At 48.3% G+C, this 22,348-nt stretch carries 23 protein-coding genes and 1 tRNA gene; 8 read left to right on the top strand and 16 right to left on the bottom strand.

Annotated features, from left to right (window positions below):
- The first annotated feature begins 5 nt into the window (after positions 1–5).
- Genes LG201_RS00700 through LG201_RS00690 form a run of 3 tightly spaced genes read left to right on the top strand, consistent with a single transcriptional unit; the run spans position 6 to position 2,130 of the window.
- Complete coding sequence (locus tag LG201_RS00700) at positions 6–422, top strand: hypothetical protein (protein WP_226770268.1); 417 nt, start codon at positions 6–8, stop codon at positions 420–422.
- Between the two features lie 21 nt (positions 423–443).
- A complete protein-coding gene (locus LG201_RS00695) occupies positions 444–1,652 on the top strand; it encodes a beta-ketoacyl synthase N-terminal-like domain-containing protein (RefSeq protein ID WP_226770267.1) in 1,209 nt (402 codons plus the stop codon).
- A 37-nt stretch (positions 1,653–1,689) separates the two neighbouring features.
- The gene (locus LG201_RS00690) at positions 1,690–2,130 is read left to right on the top strand and encodes an excinuclease ABC subunit A (protein ID WP_226770266.1); all 441 of its coding nucleotides are present in this window, start codon (positions 1,690–1,692) and stop codon (positions 2,128–2,130) included.
- A gap of 41 nt (positions 2,131–2,171) precedes the next feature.
- On the opposite strand, the gene LG201_RS00685 is transcribed toward LG201_RS00690, so the two are convergent.
- From LG201_RS00685 to galE, 14 genes are all read right to left on the bottom strand, one after another.
- Positions 2,172–2,876: a class I SAM-dependent methyltransferase gene (locus LG201_RS00685; RefSeq protein ID WP_226770265.1), complete on the bottom strand. Its 705-nt coding sequence runs from the start codon at positions 2,874–2,876 to the stop codon at positions 2,172–2,174.
- A 604-nt stretch (positions 2,877–3,480) separates the two neighbouring features.
- Positions 3,481–3,557: transfer RNA gene (locus LG201_RS00680), tRNA-Pro, on the bottom strand.
- An 88-nt stretch (positions 3,558–3,645) separates the two neighbouring features.
- Positions 3,646–4,071 carry a MerR family transcriptional regulator gene (locus LG201_RS00675; RefSeq protein ID WP_226770264.1) on the bottom strand — a complete coding sequence of 142 codons (426 nt, stop codon included), beginning with the start codon at positions 4,069–4,071 and terminating at the stop codon, positions 3,646–3,648.
- Positions 4,052–4,354, bottom strand: a complete 303-nt coding sequence (locus tag LG201_RS00670) for an integration host factor subunit alpha (protein WP_226757146.1) — start codon at positions 4,352–4,354, stop codon at positions 4,052–4,054. The genes LG201_RS00675 and LG201_RS00670 overlap by 20 nt, the downstream gene beginning before the upstream one ends.
- 25 nt (positions 4,355–4,379) lie before the next feature.
- On the bottom strand, positions 4,380–6,734 hold the full coding sequence (gene pheT, locus LG201_RS00665) for a phenylalanine--tRNA ligase subunit beta (protein ID WP_226770263.1): 2,355 nt from the start codon (positions 6,732–6,734) through the stop codon (positions 4,380–4,382).
- 25 nt (positions 6,735–6,759) lie between these two features.
- Positions 6,760–7,743: a phenylalanine--tRNA ligase subunit alpha gene (gene pheS, locus LG201_RS00660; RefSeq protein WP_226770262.1), complete on the bottom strand. Its 984-nt coding sequence runs from the start codon at positions 7,741–7,743 to the stop codon at positions 6,760–6,762.
- Between the two features lie 166 nt (positions 7,744–7,909).
- The gene (gene rplT / locus LG201_RS00655) at positions 7,910–8,272 is read right to left on the bottom strand and encodes a 50S ribosomal protein L20 (protein ID WP_226770261.1); all 363 of its coding nucleotides are present in this window, start codon (positions 8,270–8,272) and stop codon (positions 7,910–7,912) included.
- Between the two features lie 11 nt (positions 8,273–8,283).
- Positions 8,284–8,481, bottom strand: a complete 198-nt coding sequence (gene rpmI, locus LG201_RS00650; protein ID WP_226770260.1) for a 50S ribosomal protein L35 — start codon at positions 8,479–8,481, stop codon at positions 8,284–8,286.
- A gap of 104 nt (positions 8,482–8,585) precedes the next feature.
- Complete coding sequence (gene infC / locus LG201_RS00645) at positions 8,586–9,113, bottom strand: translation initiation factor IF-3 (protein ID WP_226771892.1); 528 nt, start codon at positions 9,111–9,113, stop codon at positions 8,586–8,588.
- A gap of 63 nt (positions 9,114–9,176) precedes the next feature.
- A complete protein-coding gene (thrS, locus tag LG201_RS00640) occupies positions 9,177–11,084 on the bottom strand; it encodes a threonine--tRNA ligase (RefSeq protein WP_226770259.1) in 1,908 nt (635 codons plus the stop codon).
- Between the two features lie 128 nt (positions 11,085–11,212).
- Positions 11,213–12,223, bottom strand: coding sequence for a TIGR03790 family protein (locus tag LG201_RS00635; RefSeq protein ID WP_226770258.1), 1,011 nt, complete (start codon positions 12,221–12,223; stop codon positions 11,213–11,215).
- A 122-nt stretch (positions 12,224–12,345) separates the two neighbouring features.
- On the bottom strand, positions 12,346–12,789 hold the full coding sequence (locus tag LG201_RS00630; protein WP_226770257.1) for a PEP-CTERM sorting domain-containing protein: 444 nt from the start codon (positions 12,787–12,789) through the stop codon (positions 12,346–12,348).
- A 10-nt stretch (positions 12,790–12,799) separates the two neighbouring features.
- The gene (locus LG201_RS00625) at positions 12,800–13,276 is read right to left on the bottom strand and encodes a hypothetical protein (RefSeq protein ID WP_226770256.1); all 477 of its coding nucleotides are present in this window, start codon (positions 13,274–13,276) and stop codon (positions 12,800–12,802) included.
- Between the two features lie 182 nt (positions 13,277–13,458).
- Positions 13,459–14,463, bottom strand: coding sequence for a UDP-glucose 4-epimerase GalE (gene galE / locus LG201_RS00620; RefSeq protein ID WP_226770255.1), 1,005 nt, complete (start codon positions 14,461–14,463; stop codon positions 13,459–13,461).
- A gap of 187 nt (positions 14,464–14,650) precedes the next feature.
- On the opposite strand from galE, the gene rfbB reads away from it, so the two are divergent.
- The 5 genes from rfbB (at position 14,651) to LG201_RS00595 (ending at position 19,403) form a co-directional block, all read left to right on the top strand.
- Positions 14,651–15,751 (top strand): dTDP-glucose 4,6-dehydratase, encoded by a 1,101-nt coding sequence (gene rfbB / locus LG201_RS00615; RefSeq protein ID WP_226770254.1) that lies wholly within the window; start codon positions 14,651–14,653, stop codon positions 15,749–15,751.
- A complete protein-coding gene (rfbA, locus tag LG201_RS00610) occupies positions 15,748–16,626 on the top strand; it encodes a glucose-1-phosphate thymidylyltransferase RfbA (RefSeq protein WP_226770253.1) in 879 nt (292 codons plus the stop codon). The genes rfbB and rfbA overlap by 4 nt, the downstream gene beginning before the upstream one ends.
- Entirely contained in the window at positions 16,626–17,174 is a 549-nt protein-coding gene (rfbC, locus tag LG201_RS00605; protein ID WP_226770252.1) for a dTDP-4-dehydrorhamnose 3,5-epimerase, read from the top strand. The genes rfbA and rfbC overlap by 1 nt, the downstream gene beginning before the upstream one ends.
- Positions 17,171–18,076, top strand: coding sequence for a dTDP-4-dehydrorhamnose reductase (gene rfbD, locus LG201_RS00600; RefSeq protein ID WP_226770251.1), 906 nt, complete (start codon positions 17,171–17,173; stop codon positions 18,074–18,076). Before rfbC ends, rfbD begins: the two co-directional genes overlap by 4 nt.
- Before the next feature lie 154 nt (positions 18,077–18,230).
- Positions 18,231–19,403: a glycosyltransferase family 4 protein gene (locus tag LG201_RS00595; RefSeq protein ID WP_226770250.1), complete on the top strand. Its 1,173-nt coding sequence runs from the start codon at positions 18,231–18,233 to the stop codon at positions 19,401–19,403.
- 165 nt (positions 19,404–19,568) lie between these two features.
- Here LG201_RS00595 and LG201_RS00590 read toward each other — a convergent pair whose 3' ends face one another.
- Together LG201_RS00590 and LG201_RS00585 are read right to left on the bottom strand one after the other, a co-directional pair.
- Entirely contained in the window at positions 19,569–20,522 is a 954-nt protein-coding gene (locus LG201_RS00590; RefSeq protein WP_226770249.1) for an acyltransferase family protein, read from the bottom strand.
- A 340-nt stretch (positions 20,523–20,862) separates the two neighbouring features.
- Complete coding sequence (locus LG201_RS00585; protein ID WP_226770248.1) at positions 20,863–22,314, bottom strand: mannose-1-phosphate guanylyltransferase/mannose-6-phosphate isomerase; 1,452 nt, start codon at positions 22,312–22,314, stop codon at positions 20,863–20,865.
- Positions 22,315–22,348 lie beyond the last annotated feature (34 nt).

The following is a 22,348-nucleotide window of genomic DNA, read 5'->3' as shown; positions in this document are numbered from 1 at the left end:
TAACAATGAAATTCAGACTACATGTTGTTTTGTTTATATTCGCCATCTTGATTGCCCCCCCTGTATTGGCAAGGGCTGTCACTGCTGTGATCAATTATGAAGATGTCCCGATTATCTCCGCCAGCGGAAAATCTTTACAGGCCAGTGATGTAGAGCAAGCCATTATCACCGGTGCTGGCATCAATCAATGGACCATCAGCCGCAGTGAGAATGGTGAATTGATCGCCACCTTGGTCGTCAGGGATAAACATACCATCGCAGTCAATATTCCTTACACTGCTGATAAATATTCTATCCTCTATCGCAGCAGCGACAACATGAAGTACGACGTTAAATATGGCGTACCTAGTATTCATCCTTTCTACAACAAGTGGGTGAGTGCCCTTAAATCCTCAATAGACAGGGAATTATTAAGGCGCTGATATGAGGAATTTTTCCTAAAAATGCGCAGAGTAGTGATCACCGGCATGGGCATAGTCTCATGTCTTGGCAATGATATAGACACGGTTTCAGCGTCCCTGCAGCAAGGACGCTCAGGCTTGCGCCATATGCCAGAATACGCCGCAATGGGCCTGCGTAGCCAGGTGGCTGGCGTTCCTGATATCAGCAGTTTACCTCCAGTGAACCGCAAGCACAGGCGCTTCATGGCGGATACCGCACTCTATGCCTACCATGCTGCCCAGCAGGCCATTCACGACAGCCAGTTGCCAGAGTCCCTGCTGACCTCTCCTAGAACCGGCATGGTAATAGGTTCAGGCGTTGGCTCACCATGGGAGCATGTCCAGGCCATGGATACCCTGCGCAACCAGGGCCTGAGCAAAGTATTGCCTTATGCCGTACCACGCATAATGGGAAGCACTGCTTCTGCCACATTGTCCACCGCTTTTTCCATCAAAGGCATTAGTTGCTCCATTACCTCCGCCTGTGCCAGCTCGGGACATTGCATAGGCTATGGCACCGAGCTAATCCAGTTTGGCAAGCAAGACATCATGATTGTCGGTGGCAGCGAGGAAACCAGCTGGGCCACCACAGCGCCATTTGATGCAATGGGAGCTTTGTCCACGCGTTACAACGATGCCACGGCTTCCCGGCCATATCATCAAGATCGCGATGGATTTGTGATTGCCGGTGGTGCAGGCATTTTGATTCTGGAAGAGCTGGAACATGCGCAACAACGTGGTGCCCATATTTATGCCGAAATCACAGGCTACGGTGCATGCTCGGATGGCCTTGATATGGTCACGCCTTCCGCCGCAGGCGCTGCCAGAGCTATGCGCCTGGCAATAGCGGGGCTTACCAGATCCTCTAGCATCGACTACATCAACACCCATGCCACCTCCACCCCGCTCGGCGATATCTGCGAGCTGCATGCCATCCGCGAGGTATTTGGTGACAAGCTGCCCCTGATATCCTCGACTAAAGGCCTAAGCGGTCACCCTATAGGTGCTGCAGCAGCCCATGAGGCTATCTACAGCCTGCTCATGATGAGGGACGGCTTTGTAGCGGGTTGCGCCAATCTTGACACGCCAGATCCCCAAATAGGCAACATGCCGGTATTAAGGGCCAATCTGCAACAGCCAATACGTAGTGCCATGTCCAATAGTTTTGGCTTTGGCGGCACCAATGTCAGCCTGGTATTCCAGTCCCTATAATACAATTCCATTACCCATCCAAAAGGAGCCTGCAACAATGAAAAATATCTTGAACACCGCCCTGCTGATCACTATCTTGTTCGCTAGCAGCCAGGCCATGGCACGTGATGACCAGAAAATGCATTCGCTGGAAGATGCCTTGAACTCCGCTGCAGCCAAGGAAAAACTGGATCCTGAAATCAAGCTGTTCTTCGGTAATCAGACCCACCCTGCTGTCGCCAAGACCCTGGGAGAGTGGAAAACCAATAAAAAAACCAATGGCTTCAACAAATCAGATAAGGAAGCCTGTGAATGGACGCTCCTGAGCGCATTGCTTGAGTTGCAAGACCGTGCCAGCAAGGAAGGCGGCAATGCCGTCATTAATATCAAGAGCAATTACAAGAATAAGGAAACCAGCAGCGAAACAGAATATATGTGTGGCAGCGGTGCCTTGATGTCCGGCGTAGCGCTGAAGGGTGATGTAGTCAAACTGAAGTAATCCATTATCAGCGACAAGCTCACATGCTTGCCGCCACCGCACTATTGCATTGGCTTGATCGCCACTGCATTCACCAGGGTTTCCTCACGCTTTTTCGGCAGGGGGAAACCTATCCACTCCCACAACCCGGCATCGGGCCGACTCCACCAGAGAAACGGTAATGAAATCTGTGCATCCGGCAAACTGAAGCCCGCATTGCGAATGATGGCAATATATTCCTCGGCGGTTTTCTGCACATGCATAGGGTGACGGAACAACAGGCGGATCTGCAATGAATGAATATAGCGCTTGGTGGATTCAGCAAACAACAGCACGCCTCCCGGTTTCAATACACGGAAAAACTCAGCCATTGCCTCTTCCTGGTCCACGATATGATGGAAAGTTTGATGACAGAACACCATGTCGAATTCATTGTCCGGAATACCTTGCATCAAGGATGCATTCCCGGCAAACAACCGTACTTGCGCAGGGCAATTCCTGGCACTGTCACTGGCACGTGCCTGCAGATCAGGATCAGCATCCAGTCCAGTAATCTGCTGGGGATTGAATCGCTTGGCCAGGGCAAAAAATGAATGACCAAACCCACAGCCTACATCAAGAATATGGGAGTATTGCGCGCGCCTTGCGGGCATTAATCGCTGAAGATCATTCAGCGCCCTATCCAATACCCTGATTTTCCACATATTGGTTTTCAGGAACCAGTTGCCGAAGCGTGTTTCCTTCACAAAAGGCAGATTCAAGCTCATGACCTAGGCAACCCTTTATTGATTTTTGAAGCCTGTCCACAAATGAAAAAAGCCAGAGACTCTGGCTTTTAATATCTCCAAGAAATTAGCCCCTACTAATATTCTTGCAACTCTAGCGAGCAGACAAGCTACTCATTATTGAATTGATTGGCCGAGACTGGAGAGTCCCATTGCTATAGGCCTATTTAGCCTGCAAGCCAATGTAGAAGCCATTCCTGTGGATAGCATTTCCAATATTATATCGCAGAATTGATTTCTATTTATCCAATTTAATCAATCTGTCATTTTTAGAATCAAACGAGAAAATTGGCTAGTTTTTTGTCTTTTACCCATGCCTCGAGGCATTCAATTGTTCATCCAGTCGAAAGAGTGCTCCCTGAAACTCCGCCACCCCAGCAATAAGGAGGAAGGCCATGCCCGGTGCCTATCAATGCAGAGACTCTAGGTGGCTAGTTGCAGATACTAATCAATCTATATGGAGGAGATGCTAACGGAAAGGTCAGAGGTGATCCTGACAATGACTCCGAAGAAATGAGTATTAGAATATGTTCTAATACTTTTAAATCTGAAACGATGGGGAATGCTCGTAACTATATGATTTTTTTGGTCGGGACGGTGTGATTCGAACACACGACCCCTTGCACCCCATGCAAGTACGCTACCAGGCTGCGCTACGCCCCGAACCGATGCTGTTCGGCAGGCCGAACAAGCAAGAAAGCGATTATATCGAAAAAGCCCGATTTCGGACAGATGAAAATGAGGTTTTAATTCAATGCGCGCTAAGTAAATCGAGCACTTCACGTAATTCAGCACGTAAAGAGACAAAGTCATAATGCGGTGTTGTGGCTGGATTAGCCAACGCATGCGCTGAAGCCTGAGCCACAGGCGAATCTTCAGCCGGATGATGACTCGCCAATCCGACCGCGGCATGGTCATCCAGGCGATTGCGTGCGCCGCTAATGGTAAACCCTTGCTCGTACAGTAACTCACGAATACGTCGGATCAGCAGCACTTCATGGTGCTGATAGTATCGGCGGTTGCCTCGACGTTTGACCGGTTTAAGCTGGGTAAACTCCTGCTCCCAATACCGCAGCACATGCGGCTTAACCCCGCACAGCTCGCTCACTTCACCAATGGTGAAATAGCGCTTCGCCGGAATTGGAGGAAGCTGGACCTTAGGCGCTTGCTCCGGCATATGCCTCCTCTACCTTGCTCTTGAGCTTCTGGCTGGCATGGAATGTCACTACACGACGTGCGGTGATCGGGATTTCTTCACCAGTTTTAGGATTACGGCCAGGACGCTCTGATTTTTGACGCAATTCAAAATTACCAAATCCTGAAAGCTTGACGCTATCTCCCGCTTCGAGTGCAGTGCGGATTTCTTCAAAGAATGCTTCAACCATATCTTTGGCTTCACGTTTATTCAACCCTACTTGCTCAAACAGCAAATCAGCCAAATCAGCTTTTGTTAATGTCATGCAAAACCTTTCCCTACTACTTTTTCTAATTTCTTAACGTGGCACCATGTTGCTGGACTAATAAATCCAGTATCGATGCCATCACTGCATCGGCTTCTACATCGGTCAGAGTTTTTTGAGTATCTTGTATAAGCACAAGAAATGCAAGGCTTTTCTTGCCTTCGGCAATGCCTTTTCCACGGTAAACATCGAACAATGCAATCTCATTTATCAGTGGATTTTTAGCAGCCCACATGCTATCTGTTAATGCTTGAATATTGGTATTTTCATCCACCAGCACGGCAATATCACGTCGTACAGGTGGGAATTTTGGCACATGCGTATATTCCGCCACTTTGCGCTGCAATAATGGCTCAACATCCAGCTCAAACAAAATGACGCTACGTGGCAGCTGATATTGCTGCTGCCATTTTGGATGCAGCTTGCCTATCCAGCCGATGGGTTTACCATGCAATATCACCTGCGCTGTTTGGCCTGGATGCAAGGCTGAATGTTGCGCTGTCACATACTGCACTCGCCCACCCGCTAGACGTTCGATCTCAGCCTTAACATCAAAAAAGTCTACTTCCCGCGCTTCTTGTGCCCATTGCTCAGGAGCCGCATCACCGTAGGCAAGCCCGGAAATACGTGTAATTTCAGCATATCCATCCGTAACAGAGGAGTAAGTGGCACCGATTTCAAACAGACGCACTCGCTCCTGCTTACGGTTAAGGTTATACATCAAGGTTTCCAGCAATCCGCCCCACAAGCCGCTGCGCATCACACTCAGGTTACTCGCAATTGGGTTCTTTAACTGGATCGGATTGGGATTACCCAACAGCTCACGTTCCCAGCTTTCATCGACAAAGCTGTAACTGACAATTTCCTGATATCCACTTGCCGCTAATGTATCGCGCAGCCAGTTGCGGTTTAAACTGGCTTCAGCCGATGGCAGCATACGCAATTGATCTTGCGGCGCAGTAGCCGGGATATTGTCGTAGCCATAGAGGCGAGCCACCTCTTCAATCAGGTCTTCCTCGATTTCAATATCAAAGCGATAGCTAGGCGGCGTCACTTCAAATACATCGCCACTGTGGGTATAAGTGAAATTCAACTTCTGAAGGATGTTTAGGACATCCTGGATATTCAGTGGAATTCCTAATACCGAGATCAAGCGTGCCATACGCAAGCTGACAGGGGGCCTGGCAGGCAAGCTACCAAGCACTTCAGTCACCGGGCCGGCTTCTCCCCCACAAATCTCCAACACCAGGTTGGTAGCACGCTCCAGCGCTGCCAAGGTATTACCAAAATCCACGCCACGTTCGAAACGATAAGAGGAATCGGTAGAGAAGTTAAGTCGGCGCGCCTTGCCTACAATGACGGCAGGGGTGAAAAATGCACTTTCAAGGAAGATGTTGGACGTATCATCCCCAACTGCACTGCTATCTCCACCCATAATGCCAGCAAGCGCGAGCGCTCCCGTACTATCAGCGATCACTAACATGTCAGGCTGTAACTCGATAGTTTGCTGGTTAAGCAACACGAGTTGCTCACCTGCACGCGCATAACGCACTTCTATATTGCCTTGCAGCTTATCTGCATCAAAGGCATGTAACGGCTGTCCCTGCTCCAGCAGCACATAATTGGTGATATCAACTATCGCGCTGATGCTGCGAACACCACTGCGTTCCAATCTACGTACGATCCAGTCTGGCGTGGTGACAGCAGCATTCACTCCTGTAATAAGGCGGCCTGTATAACGCGGGCAAGCATCGGGCTCGGAAACCGTCACAGCGTGCTGTGCATTGATCTTGGCAGCTACTGGCAATATGGTGGGTAATAAGAGAGTGGCACCGGTCAGTGCCGTCACATCGCGTGCAATACCAACAATGCTGAGGCAATCAGTACGATTGGGCGTCAGCTTGAGCGTAAACAGTTTGTCGTCTAGCTCGAATACAGTCCGGATGTCCTGACCCACTATAGTATCTGCAGCCAGCTCCAGCAAACCGCTGCTTTCCTCAGCCAAGCCCAGTTCCTTGGCAGAACACATCATGCCAAAGGACTCCACACCGCGTACTTTGGCCTGCTTGATCTTGAAGCCAGGCAGCTCTGCTCCCACCAGCGCACAGGGCGCCTTGAGGCCAGCACGCGCATTGGGTGCTCCACAGACAATCTGCAGCAGCTCATCTGTCCCGACATTCACCTTGCAGATTTGCAGGCGATCAGCATCTGGATGCTTCTCCGCACTGATGATCTCAGCCACGACCACTTTGGTGAAATCCGCAGCCACAGGCTCTAGCGCTTCGACTTCGAGTCCAGCCATGGTCAGGGCATGCCCGAGGCCTTCGCTATCTAAGGCTGGATTAACATATTGGCGTAGCCATTGTTCAGAAAATTGCATATTGTTGGTCTATCCAGAATAAGGGCTAGGCAAATTGCTTAAGAAAGCGCAGATCGTTCTCAAAGAACAAGCGCAAGTCATTCACGCCATAACGCAACATGGTCAGGCGCTCGACCCCCAGGCCAAAGGCAAAACCACGGTATTTTTCGCTGTCGATGCCTACATGTCCGAACACTTCAGGATGCACCATGCCGCACCCGCCGATCTCCAGCCAGCCGTCACCCCAGCTCATGTCCATTTCTGCTGATGGCTCTGTAAACGGAAAAAATGAAGGACGAAAGCGCACCTGAAGGTCATCGCGTTCAAAGAAGCGCTGCAAGAAATCCTGCACCACGCCCTTGAGATTGGCAAAGCTGATGTTTTCATCCACCCACAAGCCCTCAACCTGGTGAAACATGGGGGAATGCGTCGCATCAGAGTCAACACGGTACACACGACCAGGAGCGATAATCTTGAGTGGTGGCTCTTTGTCCTGCATATAGTGCACCTGCACAGGGGAAGTATGCGTGCGCAGCACATGCTGCTCATCCACATAAAACGTATCGTGCATGGCGCGTGCCGGATGATCCTCAGGGATATTCAAGGCAGTGAAATTGTAAAAATCCGATTCAATTTCCGGCCCTTCTGCCACCTCAAAACCAATAGACCGGAACAGCTCTTCAATCCGCCGCAAGGTCAGGGAAACCGGATGCAATCCACCCTGGCCAAGCTGGCGGGCAGGCAAAGTAACATCCAGGGACTCACTTGCCAGTTGGTGCTCCTGCTCTGCCAGCAGAATCGCATCACGCTTTTCCTTGAGTGCCGCCTCGACCTGCTGCTTGACCACATTAATGGCTGCTCCAGCGGCAGGACGTTCCTCTGATGAAAGTTTACCCAAACCTTTAAGTGCATCGGTAAGGCTGCCACTTTTCCCCAGGTAACGAGCCTTGGCCTGCTCTAGGTCGGCGATACTGCCGCAAGCAGAAAAGTCACGCTGGGCTTCGGAAATGATGTGATCGAGATTTTGCATGTTATTCAGTTGGACTCTCAGGATACTTTCACAAACGGCTTGTCACATTACCCAATAAATTCTTATAGATCAAACCTATAGAAAAACTGGGGCTCATCACCGGCATTTTGTGGAAAAACCCGGAAAAAAAAGGAGGCACAAGGCCTCCTTTTTCTATTGCTGTTGCTTAGGCAGCGGCGAGACCTGATTTAGCCAGTTCGGCAAACTTGGCAAAAGCCTGTTTGTCGAATACAGCCAGATCAGCCAACACCTTACGGTCAACTTCAACCGCAGACTTCTTCAGACCGTTGATGAAACGGCTGTAAGTCAAACCATACTCACGTGCACCAGCATTGATACGCGCAATCCACAGAGCACGGAATTGACGCTTCCTTTGACGACGGTCACGATAAGCATATTGACCAGCCTTCATTACCGCCTGCTTGGCAACGCGGTATACATTCTTACGACGACCACGATAACCCTTGGCAGCGTTCAGAACCTTTTTATGACGGGCACGAGCGATAACACCACGTTTTACTCTAGGCATCTCTTATCTCCTTATTGAGTTGGCATCATGGCGCGTACGCGCTTGATGTCAGTTGGGGAAATAATCGCTGTACCGCGCAGGTTACGCTTCTGCTTGGTGGTCTTCTTGGTCAGGATATGACGCAGGTGAGAGTGAGTACGCTTCACCTTGCCATTACCCAAGAATTTGAAGCGCTTTTTGGCGCTGCTCTTGGTCTTCATCTTTGGCATTTTTTTCTCCTAAAGGAACATTGAAAAGAGCGATCGGGCATGCCTTTAGGCCACGTCGCTACCTCTTTACTGCTACTACTCACAAACCACAAAATCCGTGGATTTTAAGGCTTTGCTTTCTTTTGTGGTGATAACACCATCACCATCTGACGGCCTTCCATCTTGGGAAACTGCTCCACCACTGCATGTTCTGCAAGATCGGCTTCCACACGCTTCAACAAAGCCAAACCCAGCTCTTGATGCGTGATTTCACGCCCACGGAAGCGCAAGGTCACTTTGGCCTTATCGCCTTCATTCAAGAATCGGATCAAATTGCGCAACTTGACTTGGTAATCGCCATCATCAGTACCAGGACGGAATTTCACTTCCTTGACCTGCACCTGCTTTTGTTTGAGGCGGGCTTCGTGTTGGCGCTTGCTTTCAGCATATTTGAACTTGCCGTAGTCCATCAACCGACATACCGGCGGGACTGCCTGAGGGGCGATTTCGACCAAGTCGATATCAGCTTCCTCTGCCTTGGCAAATGCTTCATTCAGACTGACAATGCCTAATGGCTCGCCATCCACCCCAACCAAACGAATCTGCTGTGCAGTAATGTCACCGTTGATTCGTACTTCCTTATCTTGAGCTATCGCAAAATCTCCCGTTATTAATTTAAATGGTCAAAATAATAGACCGCGCTACACACTAGGCATTCAGACCTTGTTGGCTACATCGCTTTTCAGACGCTCAATAAAAGCGCTGATAGACATAGAGCCCAGATCTTCGCCCTTGCGGGTACGCACGGCCACTTGACCTGCCTGCATTTCACGCTCCCCCGCCACTAAAAGGTAAGGCAGCTTCTGCAAGCTATGTTCGCGGATTTTATAGGTTATTTTCTCATTCCTCAAGTCCGAATCGACTCTAAGGCCATTTTTCCTTAATTCTTCCACAACTTGATTGACATAAGCCGCTTGTCCATCACTGATATTCAGCACCATGGCTTGCACAGGCGCAAGCCATGCTGGCATCGCTCCGGCAAAGTTTTCGATCAAAATACCGATGAAGCGCTCCATGGAGCCGACAATTGCACGATGCAGCATCACAGGGTGTTTGCGAGTGTTATCTTCATCTACATATTCTGCGCCCAGGCGCTCTGGTAAATTGGGATCTAGCTGTATCGTGCCACACTGCCAAAGACGACCAAGGCTGTCCTTTAATGTAAATTCAATCTTGGGACCATAGAAAGCTCCCTCGCCCGGCTGGATTTCATATTCAAGGTTATTCTGACGCAAAGCGGCTGCGAGAGACTCCTCGGCCTTATCCCATGCCTCATCAGAACCAACACGCTTTTCAGGACGGGTAGAAAGCTTGACCAGCACATCAGTAAAACCGAAATCCTGATAAGCCTTGTAAAGCATCACGATGAAATCAGCGACTTCGTCCCTGACCTGATCCTCGGTACAGAAAATATGCGCATCATCCTGGGTAAAGCCACGCACCCGCATCAAACCATGGAGTGCCCCAGATGGCTCATTACGATGACAGGAGCCAAACTCTGCCAGACGCAGCGGCAAATCACGATAGCTATGCAGACTGTTGTTGTATATCTGCACATGACCAGGGCAATTCATGGGTTTGACTGCGTAGTCGCGATTCTCGGAGGCGGTCGTGAACATATTGTCATGATAGTTCTGCCAGTGGCCGGACTTTTCCCATAATGTTCTATCCATGATGGTCGGGGTGCGCACTTCCTGGTAACCATATTCACGGAACATCTGCCGCATGTACTGCTCAATTTCCTGCCAAATACTCCAGCCACGTGGGTGCCAGAACACCATGCCAGGTGCTTCATCCTGCATGTGGAAAAAGTCTAATTGCCGGCCCAGTTTGCGATGATCCCGCTTCTCAGCCTCTTCCAGCATATGCAGATAGGCATCCAAGTCATCTTTCTTGGCCCAGGCAGTACCATAGATACGCTGCAACATTTCATTGTTGGAGTCGCCACGCCAGTAAGCACCTGCAACCTTCATGAGCTTGAATGCCTTGAGTTTGCCAGTGGATGGCACATGCGTACCACGGCAAAGATCGGTAAAGTCATCCTGGGTATAAAGCGAGATTTCCTGATCCACGGGGATGGAGGCAATAATTTCAGCTTTATAGGACTCGCCAATCGACTTGAAGTATTCAACCGCCTTGTCGCGCAGCATCACCGTGCGGACGATAGGGATATCACGCTTAGCCAACTCTTGCATACGTGCTTCGATCTTTTCCAGATCTTCAGGTGTAAATGGGCGCTTATAGGAAAAATCATAGAAAAACCCATTTTCTATGACTGGGCCTATGGTCACCTGCGCCTCTGGGAATAACTGCTTTACTGCTTGCGCCAGCAAATGGGCTGTGGAGTGACGGATAATCTCAAGGCCATCAGCATCCCGATCCGTAATAATGGCGAGCTCAGCATCGTCACTGATTTGATAAGAGGTATCGACAGCTTTACCATTTACCTTGCCACCCAAAGCAGCACGCGCAAGGCCTGCACCTATATTCATGGCGACCTCTGCAACGGTAACCGGCCCCTCAAACTTGCGTTCGGAACCATCTGGCAAACGAATGACTGGCATATATCCCTATCCAATAAAACAGCAAAAGCCGCATGACGGCTTTTATCAAGACGATATTCGCGCAATGCACGAACTAATTAATCGGGTGATTATCGCATAGAGCCAAGTTTCACCACAACAAACTCAGCTCAGCGTTTATAGGGTGATGCCAATGGCTCACCAATAAAGACACCCTGCACCGGCCAGGCTACGCTTTTCCAGTATGCCTCTATAGCGCTAGCTCCCATCAGGTAATGCTTGAGCAACACGGCTGAGTTAGGGAATTTCTGCCAGTAGTTGCAAGGCTCGGATACTGTGCCATAGCTTGCGGTCGCGCCAGCATCCAGCCAGCGTAGACTGCTCATTTGTCCCGTTCCGAGCAAATCTCCTCCCGTTGACGTTAAATGATCAGCCAATGCACCAGGGTAAAACTTAAGGGTATCAAGATCAGGCACCGTGACTAACCCGGTGTGATAGATCATCACGTCCTGTGCATCACGGATAGTGTCGGCTTTAAGATTCTTGATCTCCAGGAACCGCTGGGCAACCCTGCCAGACGGCGGAAAGAACATAGCACGACTGCTACGGTTCTTGTCTGAAGTATTCAAAAAGTAGGCCGTGGCTGCTGGCGCACTGTAATCACTAGCAATCCCTCTATCTATCAAGGCTTTAGCCTGATCAAAAGACTGCACAGGCAACAACATGGACAAGCGGTATCCAAAATCACCATAAGGTTGGAGTGAGCTTGAGTTGAAATAGCGGTTAGGGTGTTTGGCAGGCGCGCAAGTGTTGGCACACTGCTCAGGGTCAAACCCCATGGTCATGGCTGTAGTAATTGAATTGCACTCTACTGCGTATGGGGCCGTCCACATCATGACAATTACCTGATGCTTGGCTTCAAGCTGAGCATCTACCTCTTGCTTGAACTGGGTGAAATACTGGGCTGATAGCTTTTTGGGACTTGAGGGAATGCTGACCCGGATGAGATTGGCAACTGGTATATGACGCGCCTGCACATAGTACTCCCCGGCCTTAACGCTATCCTGATTGTCAGTATTGACGATGACCGCAATATTTTCAGGTTGCAACGCATACCCACCTTTTGTGGGTACTCGCAGAGAAATAGCCTCACCAGCCTGCCCATCAAGACTCACCCACATGAGAGCTAAAATCAGTAGATATCGCACACGCGCTTTCGTATTTTTATAGATGAATAGTCGTTAACAATAAAAATGGGAGCCTAAGCTCCCATAGATGTTACAACGTCTTTATCTAGCAGTCATCAGCCAAGGCGTTTGCGACGTACCCTGAATGCCAACAAACCCAGGCCTGCCATCAACATGGCAGCAGCTTCAGGTTCTGGCACACTGGAAATAATCAGGTTAATCGGCCCGATACCGCCCTGTGCAAATACCAAGGCCGTATAAATGCCGGTAGTAGCAATTGAAAAATTCAGTACACCTTCATCAATTGGTCCCAACAGACTTAACTGACCATAGTTTGTGGCACCCTTGCCGACCGTCACTCCCAACCAACTGAAAGAGCTGTCAATATCTTCCAGCGTCAAGGAATAATCTCCCGCCAACAATGCCACATTGTATTTGTATACCCCAGGAATCGTTGTAGCAGCATCAACTTCAAATACGGTTGCAGCATTTGCCGTCAAACTACCAGAGAACATCAAAGCCAGCAGAAAAATCTTGGCCATTATCAGTAATTTTTTCATGATCCGATCCTTAAACGTTATCAGCAATTAAAGGCGATTTTCGACGAGAAGTGTAAGCCACCAGCAAGCCTATACCCACGATCAATAGTGCCCAGGTATCGGCTTCAGGGACCAATGAGACGGTAAATCCAAAGGAACCTACACCGACCCCGTTATTGGCATCACCAAATACGCTAAAAAGGTAAGAGCCGGCAGTTAATTGCGGCAAGACAAACGTACCAGAACCATAAAATGTGCTAATCAGTGTGGCGCCCTGAAATACCTCTATACCAAATGTCCCAGGCAAGAATGCCGCAGGAAATTGGTAATCCAGTAATGCCAACTCATAAACACCCGCATCAAGGCTGTGAGAAAAGACAGTATCACTAGGCAAACTGTCGTCAGCATAAAGATAGCCGACCTCATCAAACCCCGTGGCTGCATTAGATGCTGTTGTAGCAACCAGCATTAACACACCCACTACCCACGTCATCACAAGGTTTTTCATTGCTACATCTCCCATCAAGGTTAAGACACTTGAAAGATGAGCAACATTCGGGCCAGCTAATGAAATTACATTATTTTATAATTAAATCAACACACTAAAATTATACACCGACTAAGCCTATTACTTTCCATGCACCGCAATCAGCAGGTTTTCACCATGCAAGCACCAAAGCAGCACAAGCCTCAGGCACTTCCAGCAAGAGAACTTTGCCATCTCCAACTATCAATGCACATTTGCTCTAACCCACGGGTTGCCTTCCAGTTAAGCGACTGTTCTGCATATGCTGGATCAGTGTAGCTCGCCGCCACATCTCCAGGACGCCTGTCCACCAGCTTATAAGGCACTGCACGGCCGCTGGCCTTTTCAAACGCCTTGACCACTTCCAGCACGCTATAACCCTGACCAGTGCCAAGATTGCTGGTAAATACACCAGTATCCTTTTCCAGCTTTTCTAGTGCACGCAAATGCCCTATTACCAAATCAACCACATGAATGTAATCACGCACACCCGTGCCATCAACAGTAGGGTAATCGCTGCCAAAAATAGACAACGACTCACGTTGCCCTTGTGCTACCTGAGTGATGAAAGGCATCAAATTATTAGGGATACCGTTAGGATTTTCACCGATCAACCCACTTTCATGGGCACCAACGGGATTGAAATATCGCAAAATGGCAATCCGCCACTCCGGATCTGATGCGGCGAGATCGCGCAAAACATCTTCCACCATCAACTTGCTTGCACCATAAGGATTGGTGGCAGACAGAGGGAAATTTTCACGGATAGGCACACTGGCAGGATCGCCATACACAGTGGCGGATGAGCTGAAGACAAACTTCCGCACGTTGAACTTCTTCATGACACGCAGCAATGTCACGCTACCTGCCACATTGTTATCGTAATAACGTAATGGCTGAGCTACTGACTCCCCGACAGCCTTTAGCCCAGCGAAATGCATCACCGCCTGAAATTTATGCTTTGCAAATAAACCATTAAGCAAGGCTTCATCCCGCACATCGCCCTCGACCAGCAAAGGCGCCGCGCCCGTGATCTGCTTGATGCGATCAATAATATGCGCCTGACTATTGCTGAAATTATCCAGCACCAGCACCTCATACCCAGCCTGAATCAACTCCACACACGCATGTGAACCTATATAACCTGTGCCACCTGTAACTAATATCATTAGTAAAACTATCCTTGTTAGTCTAAAAATCCTAATTAATTACTATCAATTCATTGATTGAGTCAGGGATAATGCAACTTTTCAAAAAGTGTAGATGCTGTTTTTATGATATTTTTTATCCACTGTCCCCAGTGCATAATAGTAGAAATTGCACTATCAGCAAAAGAATCAAAAATGAGTTACTCAATTGACGACATTAAATAACACCATCATCGTAACTGGTGGCGCAGGTTTTATTGGTGCCAACTTCGTACTGGACTGGGTCCACGCAGGCCTTGGCACAGTGGTAAATCTGGATAAGCTGACCTATGCAGGCAACCTAGAGAATCTAGTAGATATTCAATATAACCCCCATCATATTTTTATACATGGCGATATTGGCGATCATGAGTTGCTAGCAAAACTATTGGCTGAATACCAACCTAGAGCAGTGATCAACTTTGCCGCTGAAAGCCATGTAGACCGATCTATTCATGGTCCAGAAGACTTTATCCAAACCAATGTCGTAGGCACTTTCCATCTACTGGAAGAGGTACGGTCATATTGGAATAGTCTGGTTGCTGCAAATCCTGCAGAAAAAGAAAATCCTCAATTCCGTTTTCTACATGTCTCTACAGATGAAGTCTATGGCACATTAAGCGCTACCGATCCAGCATTCACAGAATCTACCTCGTATGCTCCCAACAGCCCCTATTCTGCGACTAAAGCAGCGTCAGACCATTTGGTAAGAGCTTACCACCACACTTATGGCTTGCCAGTGCTGACGACCAACTGCTCAAACAACTACGGCCCTTACCACTTCCCAGAAAAACTGATTCCTTTGTGCCTACTGAATGCACTAGCGGGCAAGCCACTACCAATTTATGGTGATGGTCAGCAAATCCGTGATTGGCTGTTTGTCAAAGATCACTGTAGCGCCATCCGCCGTGTGCTGGAAGCTGGCAAACTGGGTGAAACCTATAATGTAGGTGGCTGGAATGAAAAAGCTAATCTGGATGTAATCAATACCCTCTGTCAAATCCTCAATGAGCTACAGCCCAGATCAGATGGCAAACGCTATGAAGAGCAGATCACTTTTGTCAAAGACAGACCCGGACATGATCGCCGCTATGCCATTGATGCAACCAAGCTGGAACGTGAGCTTGGCTGGAAACCGACTGAAACCTTTGAAACCGGCATTCACAAAACCGTGGAGTGGTATTTGAACAACCAAGCATGGGTACACAATGTCACCACTGGTGAATATCGCAATTGGGTCAACCAAAATTATGCCGGGAGAACAGCATGAGAAAAGGCATCATTCTTGCTGGTGGGTCTGGTACTAGGCTCTACCCAGTGACACAAGCAGTTTCCAAACAACTGCTGCCGGTGTATGACAAGCCCATGATTTATTACCCGCTTTCCACGTTAATGTTGACAGGTATTCGCGATATTCTGCTCATTTCAACCCCGCAGGACACACCACGCTTTGAGCAGCTACTCGGGGATGGCAGTCAATGGGGTCTTAATTTAAGTTATGCAGTGCAACCATCACCGGATGGTCTGGCTCAGGCATTTATCATAGGCAAGGATTTCATAGGCCAGGATCCCAGCGCACTGGTACTAGGTGACAATATCTTCTATGGACACGACCTTGCGCGGGATTTAATTAATGCCGATCAACGCTATGATTCTGCCACCGTGTTTGCCTACCCTGTTAATGACCCAGAGCGTTACGGGGTAGTAGAGTTCGATGCGGCTGGTCAGGCCATCAGCCTGGAAGAAAAACCTGCAAGCCCCAAGTCACGTTATGCCGTGACTGGTTTATATTTTTACGATAAACAAGTCACGGATATTGCCGCCAGCCTCAAACCATCTGCGCGCGGTGAGCTTGAAATCACCGATATCAACAATGCCTATCTGGCTGCTGGCAATCTTCATGTAGAGCTCATGGGGCGTGGCCATGCCTGGTTGGATACCGGTACCCATGAGTCGCTACTGGAAGCCTCACTTTTCATTGAGACCATAGAAAAACGCCAGGGCTTGAAGATTGCCTGCCCTGAAGAAATTGCTTACCGCAAGGGATATATCAGCGCAGAAGACGTGGAAAAAATCGCGCAGCCTTATCTCAAGAATGGTTACGGTCAATATCTGTTGCGCATGTTGAAGGAAAAAGTTTTTTAATGAGGCACACCTTAACCACCATTCCCGATGTGATTGTCTTTGAACCTCGGGTATTTGAAGATGACCGAGGCTTTTTCCTAGAGAGCTTTAATCAGAAGTCCTTTGAACAAGTAACCCGCCAGCATTACGACTTTGTACAGGACAATCACTCTAAATCAAGCCAAGGCGTGTTAAGAGGCTTGCATTATCAAATTCAGCAGCCGCAGGGAAAACTGGTTCGTGTCGTGGCAGGCGTGGTATTTGATATCGCCGTGGATATTCGGCGTTCATCGCCTAATTTTGGGGCATGGGTAGGTGAAGTCATATCTAGCGATAACAAGAAACAGATGTGGATTCCTCCGGGCTTTGCCCATGGCTTTTTAGTCATGTCCGACAGTGCTGAGCTTCTGTATAAAACCACTGATTTTTATGCTCCCAACCATGAACGCTGCCTGTCGTGGAATGATCCTGAGATAGGTATCGAATGGCCAGAACTTGACGTACCCTTCCAACTTTCCAACAAAGATAAACAAGGTATTTCCTTAGCGCATGCAGAGTGCTTTGCATGAAACCCAGATACAGCAAAATTCTGCTGACTGGCGCTTATGGTCAGGTTGGTCATGCCTTGATCAATCAGTTGCATTCATTGGGTGAGGTAGTTGCCCTAGGACGCGAGCAATTGAATCTTGCTGACGAGCAGTCCATACGCCAAGCAGTACAGTCTTTGCAGCCAGACCTGATTGTGAATGCGGCAGCCTACACCGCCGTTGATCAGGCAGAAACTGAAACTGAGCTGGCGCACGCCATCAATAGTTCTGCGCCTAAGATACTGGCACAAGAGGCGAACAGGCTGGGAGCATGGTTGCTGCACTACTCTACGGACTATGTGTTTGATGGCCGCAAATTAACAGCCTATGTTGAAGAAGATATTACAGGTCCCCTCAATCAATATGGGGCTAGCAAACTCGCGGGGGAACAAGCAGTCCAGGCATTTCATGACCGCTATTTGATTCTGCGTACCAGCTGGGTGTTTGGTAACCATGGCGCCAATTTTTACAAGACCATCCTGAAGCTGGCGCAACAAAAGACCCATTTGAATATCGTAGCTGACCAAATCGGAGCACCGACTCATAGTCTCGCCATCGCCAAGGCCAGTGCGCAAATACTCAGGCATTGCACCAATAATCAAAGCGGGCTTTATCACATCAGCAATGCTGGTCACACGTCATGGCATGGATTTGCAGTCGCCATCATTGAGCAATATTTACAGTTGCAAGCCGCCAAAGGATGGGATGATTTAGCTTTAAATACGGATGGACTCCAAGCTATTACAGCCGCCGAATATCCCGTTAAAGCATTGCGACCAGCCAACTCTCAACTCAACAATGCAAAGTTGAAACAAGCGTTTGGCATAGCGTTACCAGACTGGAGAAATGAGCTGCATTTAGCTCTGGAACATTACGCAGATTGAATACTTAAAATAGATTTTTAAAATATGTGAATGCTGACACTGTTTGGATAATTTCATGCTTATGGTCATTGATTGGATGAAATCATTATGCCCATCAAACCGATCCATACGTCGATAACGCATTCATATTATTGAATTACCCCCTGGAGAACACATGAAAATCTTGGTTGTACATAATGCCTACCAGCTCGCAGGCGGGGAAGACAGTGTGGTACGCAATGAAGTAGCGCTCCTGCAGCAGCACAGTCATGACGTGCAATTGCACCTGGTCTCCAATGACAGCGTACGCGGCTTGTTAGGTAAAATCAGTGCGGCAGCTGGCGTTGTATTTTCCCCAGTATCTTATTTCCGTATTCGGAAAATACTACGTGAACAGCAGCCGGATATTGTGCATGTACATAACTTTTTCCCGCTGATCTCGCCAGCCGTGTTTTATGCCTGCAAGGCCAGCCACATCCCCGTGGTAATGACACTGCATAATTACCGCTTGGTGTGCCCTACCGCGCTATTAATGCATGATGGCAAGGTCACGGAACGTAGTTTGACTCACGGCCCATGGTGGACGATACCGAAGCGGGTTTACCGAAACTCTTATATAGGCACCTTGATGTTGGCGCTGATGATTGCTACGCATAAAACACTGGGGACCTGGAATCGCACCGTAGGGCGATTCATACTCTTGAGCCAGTTTTCCGTGAGTAAATTTGTACAGGCTGGGATTAACCCGCAACTACTCACTATCAAACCGAATTTTGTCGATGTAGAACAAACCCCAGAGCAGGAGCGCGCAGGCTTTTTATTTGTAGGACGGCTGTCACAGGAAAAAGGCATAGATGTATTGCTGAGCGCTCTGCGCAGGCTCCATCCAACATCAGATCAGCCTGCCATAAAGGTATCAGTAGCTGGCGACGGGCCGTTGGCCGGCCAAGTGCAACAATCAGTCCCACTAGTTGAACCTCTGGGTAGCCTCAAAACCCATGAAGTTAGGCAGTGGATGTCATCATCCAATGCCTTGATACTGCCTAGCGTATGGTATGAAGGTTTCCCCATGGTGATAGTAGAGGCTTACGCATGCGGCCTACCAATTATCGCCAGCAGGATAGGTGCATTAGCCGAGCTGATTGAAGATGGTGTGACCGGACTATTGTTCAACCCTGGCGACGACGCAGACCTGGCCGCTAAAATCCAGTGGGCTAATCAGCATCCTGAAAAGATCAAGGAAATGGGACGCCTGGCCAGACAGCGTTATGAGGAAAAATACACTTCAGAGAAAAATTATCAGGAACTCATTGCAATCTATGAGTTCCTTGTTTCCGAGCCGCAATGAATGACAAAGATCATTGCGGCTATGGCTGCGCGCCAAACGAGATCGAATATGAGTGATAAATATATCGCTGAGATGTAGCAAGCTCCAAGCCAAAAACAGCCTGTCATGAAAGCAATTTTTAAACTGCCAACGATGCATGGGTAATCGCCAGGTCATCCATGTCGATTAAGTCTCAGGCGGTAAATTTGTCGTTTTCGAATAACTGGTGGATTTACCTAATAAAATTTTTCTGACTGCGTATCGCAGCTTATCAAATGGGTTTTCTATAAACGCCATGAGCGCCCATGAGATAACAAGCGATGTAAGCAAAAGAAATAGCATATTATCGAAATTGAAAAACTCAACCACCCAGGGGTGAATTAAAAACAAGGGGAAAGTCAACGCGCCCAAGTTTTTATCCCATTTTCCACCTTTAAGCTTACTGAGTACCGGAACTACCAAGGCGGCAAAAATCATTCCCAGGCATACACTGATATTGATGCCACAAGGCAAAGCGGGCTGGAAAGTCTTGGCTATTACAAACCCAGCCAACGCCACAATACTTGCGAAGAGAACGGGCTTGATATTCAAACCTTTGGCAAACATCATCCCTGCTGCAAATACAAAAAGCGTTCCAGGCGCACCATAGTAACCCCACCATGTAGAGTTAGATAAAAATGGTGATATGATGAAAATCATAAAACTAAGCCACATCACACTTTTTAGTATTTTGTTGCTAGCTAGGAATAAAAAAGGCACCAAAATATAAAAATGCATCTCCGTTGCTAGAGACCAAGCAGGGAATATTTCAGCTTTTACACCTAACAAACTATGATAACTCAATGGGAATAATAAATAGTTTTCTAGGTGATCAACACCACCTAATGTTAGATACATAAAACTTAATACAATTAGGTAAAGAGGAAATATTCTCAAAAACCTATCGATATAAAATGTCATCGATGCACCGAAAAGCTCCTTTTGTGCATTGAATTTTCCAAACTGCATCCACATTAAATATCCAGAAAGAAAATAGAAGGATATTACTGCCCATTGCCCGGGATTCAACCCTTTGTATATAAAACCAAAATGCGACAGGGCTACTAATATCGCCAATAAAAATCTATATCCCCCTAACATAAGCTTCCCCTTCTTTCCAATTTACCAAGCAATGCTGATTGCAATTTCGCTTGATCTAAAGCTCACCCCAATAAAATATAAGGCCTGATATTTGGCATGACGATCACTGCAGTCATTTTTACAACGCAATGAACATGCAATATTACAGAACAGTAACAGCCCAATCACAATCAAGTTTTTCTTCTCTAGTGTCAAAATCTTGAACATTACTCACCACTACCCATATTGAACAAATGATCATTCACGGGTCTTGGCAATTAGGCCATCACTATTCTATCTGTAGAATTCCGCCATAACTCCAAATTGACTCCGAGCATGTCAATACAGGCAACTTGATAGCTTATGAGCGACCATATTGATCATTAAATCGGACAATATCGTCTTCCCCGAGATAAGCCCCTGACTGTACCTCTATCATTTCAAGAGGCAATCTGCCGGGATTGGCAAGGCGATGGGTCACTCCCAGAGGAATATAGGTGGACTGGTTTTCGGATACCAAGAACACCTCATCTCCACGAGTAACTTCAGCTGTGCCAGTCACAACAATCCAGTGCTCAGCACGGTGATGGTGCATTTGCAATGAAAGTGTAGCGCCAGGATTGACGACAATACGCTTGACCTGAAATCTTTCACCCATATCAATGCTGTCATACCAGCCCCATGGCCTGTGCACTTTACGGTGCAGACTGGCCTCTTGTCTGCCCTGAGCCTTCAGAAGTTCGACTACCTTTTTCACTTCCTGCGTCTGGTTCTTGTCTATCACAAGCACTGCATCAGGTGTTTCTACCACCGCAATATTGCTCACACCAACACAAGCTACCAGTCTGCTGGAAGAAAGCGCCAGAATATTTTCGCACCCCGTCAGCATGACGTCACCCTTGCTGGCGTTGCCGCCTTCATCCTGCGGCAGCACTTTCCAGTAGGAATCCCAGGCACCGACATCTGACCAACCCGCGGCCAATGGCACCACGACCCCCTTGGGTAGCGCGGCCTCAGCCTTGGTCACCTTTTCCATGACGGCGTAATCAATAGAATCACTGGGGCAGCCGGCAAACAGTACCTTATCCACTCGGACAAAATCACCGTCATCCTGCTTTTGATCCCAGGAAGCTTTAGCCACCTCGAGAATATCGGCCCGGCATTGCGCCATGGCATGCAGCCAGACCGAAGCTCGCATCATGAACAAGCCGCTGTTCCAAAGAAATTGCCCGCTTTCTATATATTGGACAGCGGTTTGCAAATCCGGCTTTTCGACGAACTTGGCAATCGCATGCGCGGCATTGTCCTTGGCCAGTGCTTCACCTTTCTGAATATAGCCATAGCCGGTTTCAGGACTATCCGGGACGATACCAAAGGTGACAATATGCCCTGCTTCCGCCTGGATAGCCGCCAGCTTGACCGCCTCCTGGAAAATTTCGGTTTCAACAATGACATGATCTGCAGGCATGACGAGCAGAATAGGATCCTGCCCAACCTGGCTGGCCTCAAGGGCGGCAATAGTCAATGCTGGCGCAGTATTCCTGCCTATGGGTTCAAGCAGCACGGTCCCAGATACATTCATCAGGCGCAATTGTTCTGCAATCACAAAGCGATACTCCTCGTTGCAGACGACCAGAGGTGCCCCAACTTGTAGTTCAGCGCCATCGCCTTGTATGCGTCTTAAGGTTGCCTGCAACAATGAATCATCATTGATCAGGTTGAGGAGTTGCTTAGGATATTTTTCACGCGAAAGTGGCCACAATCTGGTGCCTGATCCGCCGCAAAGTACTACTGGTACGATAGCAATTGACATCTTGCCCTCATCTTATTAATTGTCTTAATGGAAT

The organism is Methylobacillus gramineus (genome assembly GCF_020532675.1).
In the GTDB taxonomy this organism is placed as follows: Bacteria; Pseudomonadota; Gammaproteobacteria; order Burkholderiales; family Methylophilaceae; genus Methylobacillus; species Methylobacillus gramineus.
The sequence above is the reverse complement of the archived record's forward strand: the minus strand, read 5'-3'. Positions and strand labels throughout refer to the sequence as shown.

Coding starts and splice junctions, on each gene's coding strand:
- LG201_RS00590 (WP_226770249.1), bottom strand. CDS start 20,522: ATGTTAGGGGGATATAGATTTTTATTGGCGATATTAGTAGCCCTGTCG.
- rpmI (WP_226770260.1), bottom strand. CDS start 8,481: ATGCCAAAGATGAAGACCAAGAGCAGCGCCAAAAAGCGCTTCAAATTC.
- rplT (WP_226770261.1), bottom strand. CDS start 8,272: ATGCCTAGAGTAAAACGTGGTGTTATCGCTCGTGCCCGTCATAAAAAG.
- LG201_RS00635 (WP_226770258.1), bottom strand. CDS start 12,223: ATGTGGGTGAGTCTTGATGGGCAGGCTGGTGAGGCTATTTCTCTGCGA.
- LG201_RS00685 (WP_226770265.1), bottom strand. CDS start 2,876: ATGAGCTTGAATCTGCCTTTTGTGAAGGAAACACGCTTCGGCAACTGG.
- galE (WP_226770255.1), bottom strand. CDS start 14,463: ATGATATTAGTTACAGGTGGCACAGGTTATATAGGTTCACATGCGTGT.
- LG201_RS00700 (WP_226770268.1), top strand. CDS start 6: ATGAAATTCAGACTACATGTTGTTTTGTTTATATTCGCCATCTTGATT.
- rfbC (WP_226770252.1), top strand. CDS start 16,626: ATGAGGCACACCTTAACCACCATTCCCGATGTGATTGTCTTTGAACCT.
- LG201_RS00695 (WP_226770267.1), top strand. CDS start 444: ATGCGCAGAGTAGTGATCACCGGCATGGGCATAGTCTCATGTCTTGGC.
- LG201_RS00585 (WP_226770248.1), bottom strand. CDS start 22,314: ATGTCAATTGCTATCGTACCAGTAGTACTTTGCGGCGGATCAGGCACC.
- LG201_RS00625 (WP_226770256.1), bottom strand. CDS start 13,276: ATGAAAAACCTTGTGATGACGTGGGTAGTGGGTGTGTTAATGCTGGTT.
- pheS (WP_226770262.1), bottom strand. CDS start 7,743: ATGCAAAATCTCGATCACATCATTTCCGAAGCCCAGCGTGACTTTTCT.
- LG201_RS00690 (WP_226770266.1), top strand. CDS start 1,690: ATGAAAAATATCTTGAACACCGCCCTGCTGATCACTATCTTGTTCGCT.
- LG201_RS00675 (WP_226770264.1), bottom strand. CDS start 4,071: ATGCCGGAGCAAGCGCCTAAGGTCCAGCTTCCTCCAATTCCGGCGAAG.
- pheT (WP_226770263.1), bottom strand. CDS start 6,734: ATGCAATTTTCTGAACAATGGCTACGCCAATATGTTAATCCAGCCTTA.
- LG201_RS00630 (WP_226770257.1), bottom strand. CDS start 12,789: ATGAAAAAATTACTGATAATGGCCAAGATTTTTCTGCTGGCTTTGATG.
- LG201_RS00595 (WP_226770250.1), top strand. CDS start 18,231: ATGAAAATCTTGGTTGTACATAATGCCTACCAGCTCGCAGGCGGGGAA.
- LG201_RS00670 (WP_226757146.1), bottom strand. CDS start 4,354: ATGACATTAACAAAAGCTGATTTGGCTGATTTGCTGTTTGAGCAAGTA.
- thrS (WP_226770259.1), bottom strand. CDS start 11,084: ATGCCAGTCATTCGTTTGCCAGATGGTTCCGAACGCAAGTTTGAGGGG.
- rfbD (WP_226770251.1), top strand. CDS start 17,171: ATGAAACCCAGATACAGCAAAATTCTGCTGACTGGCGCTTATGGTCAG.
- rfbA (WP_226770253.1), top strand. CDS start 15,748: ATGAGAAAAGGCATCATTCTTGCTGGTGGGTCTGGTACTAGGCTCTAC.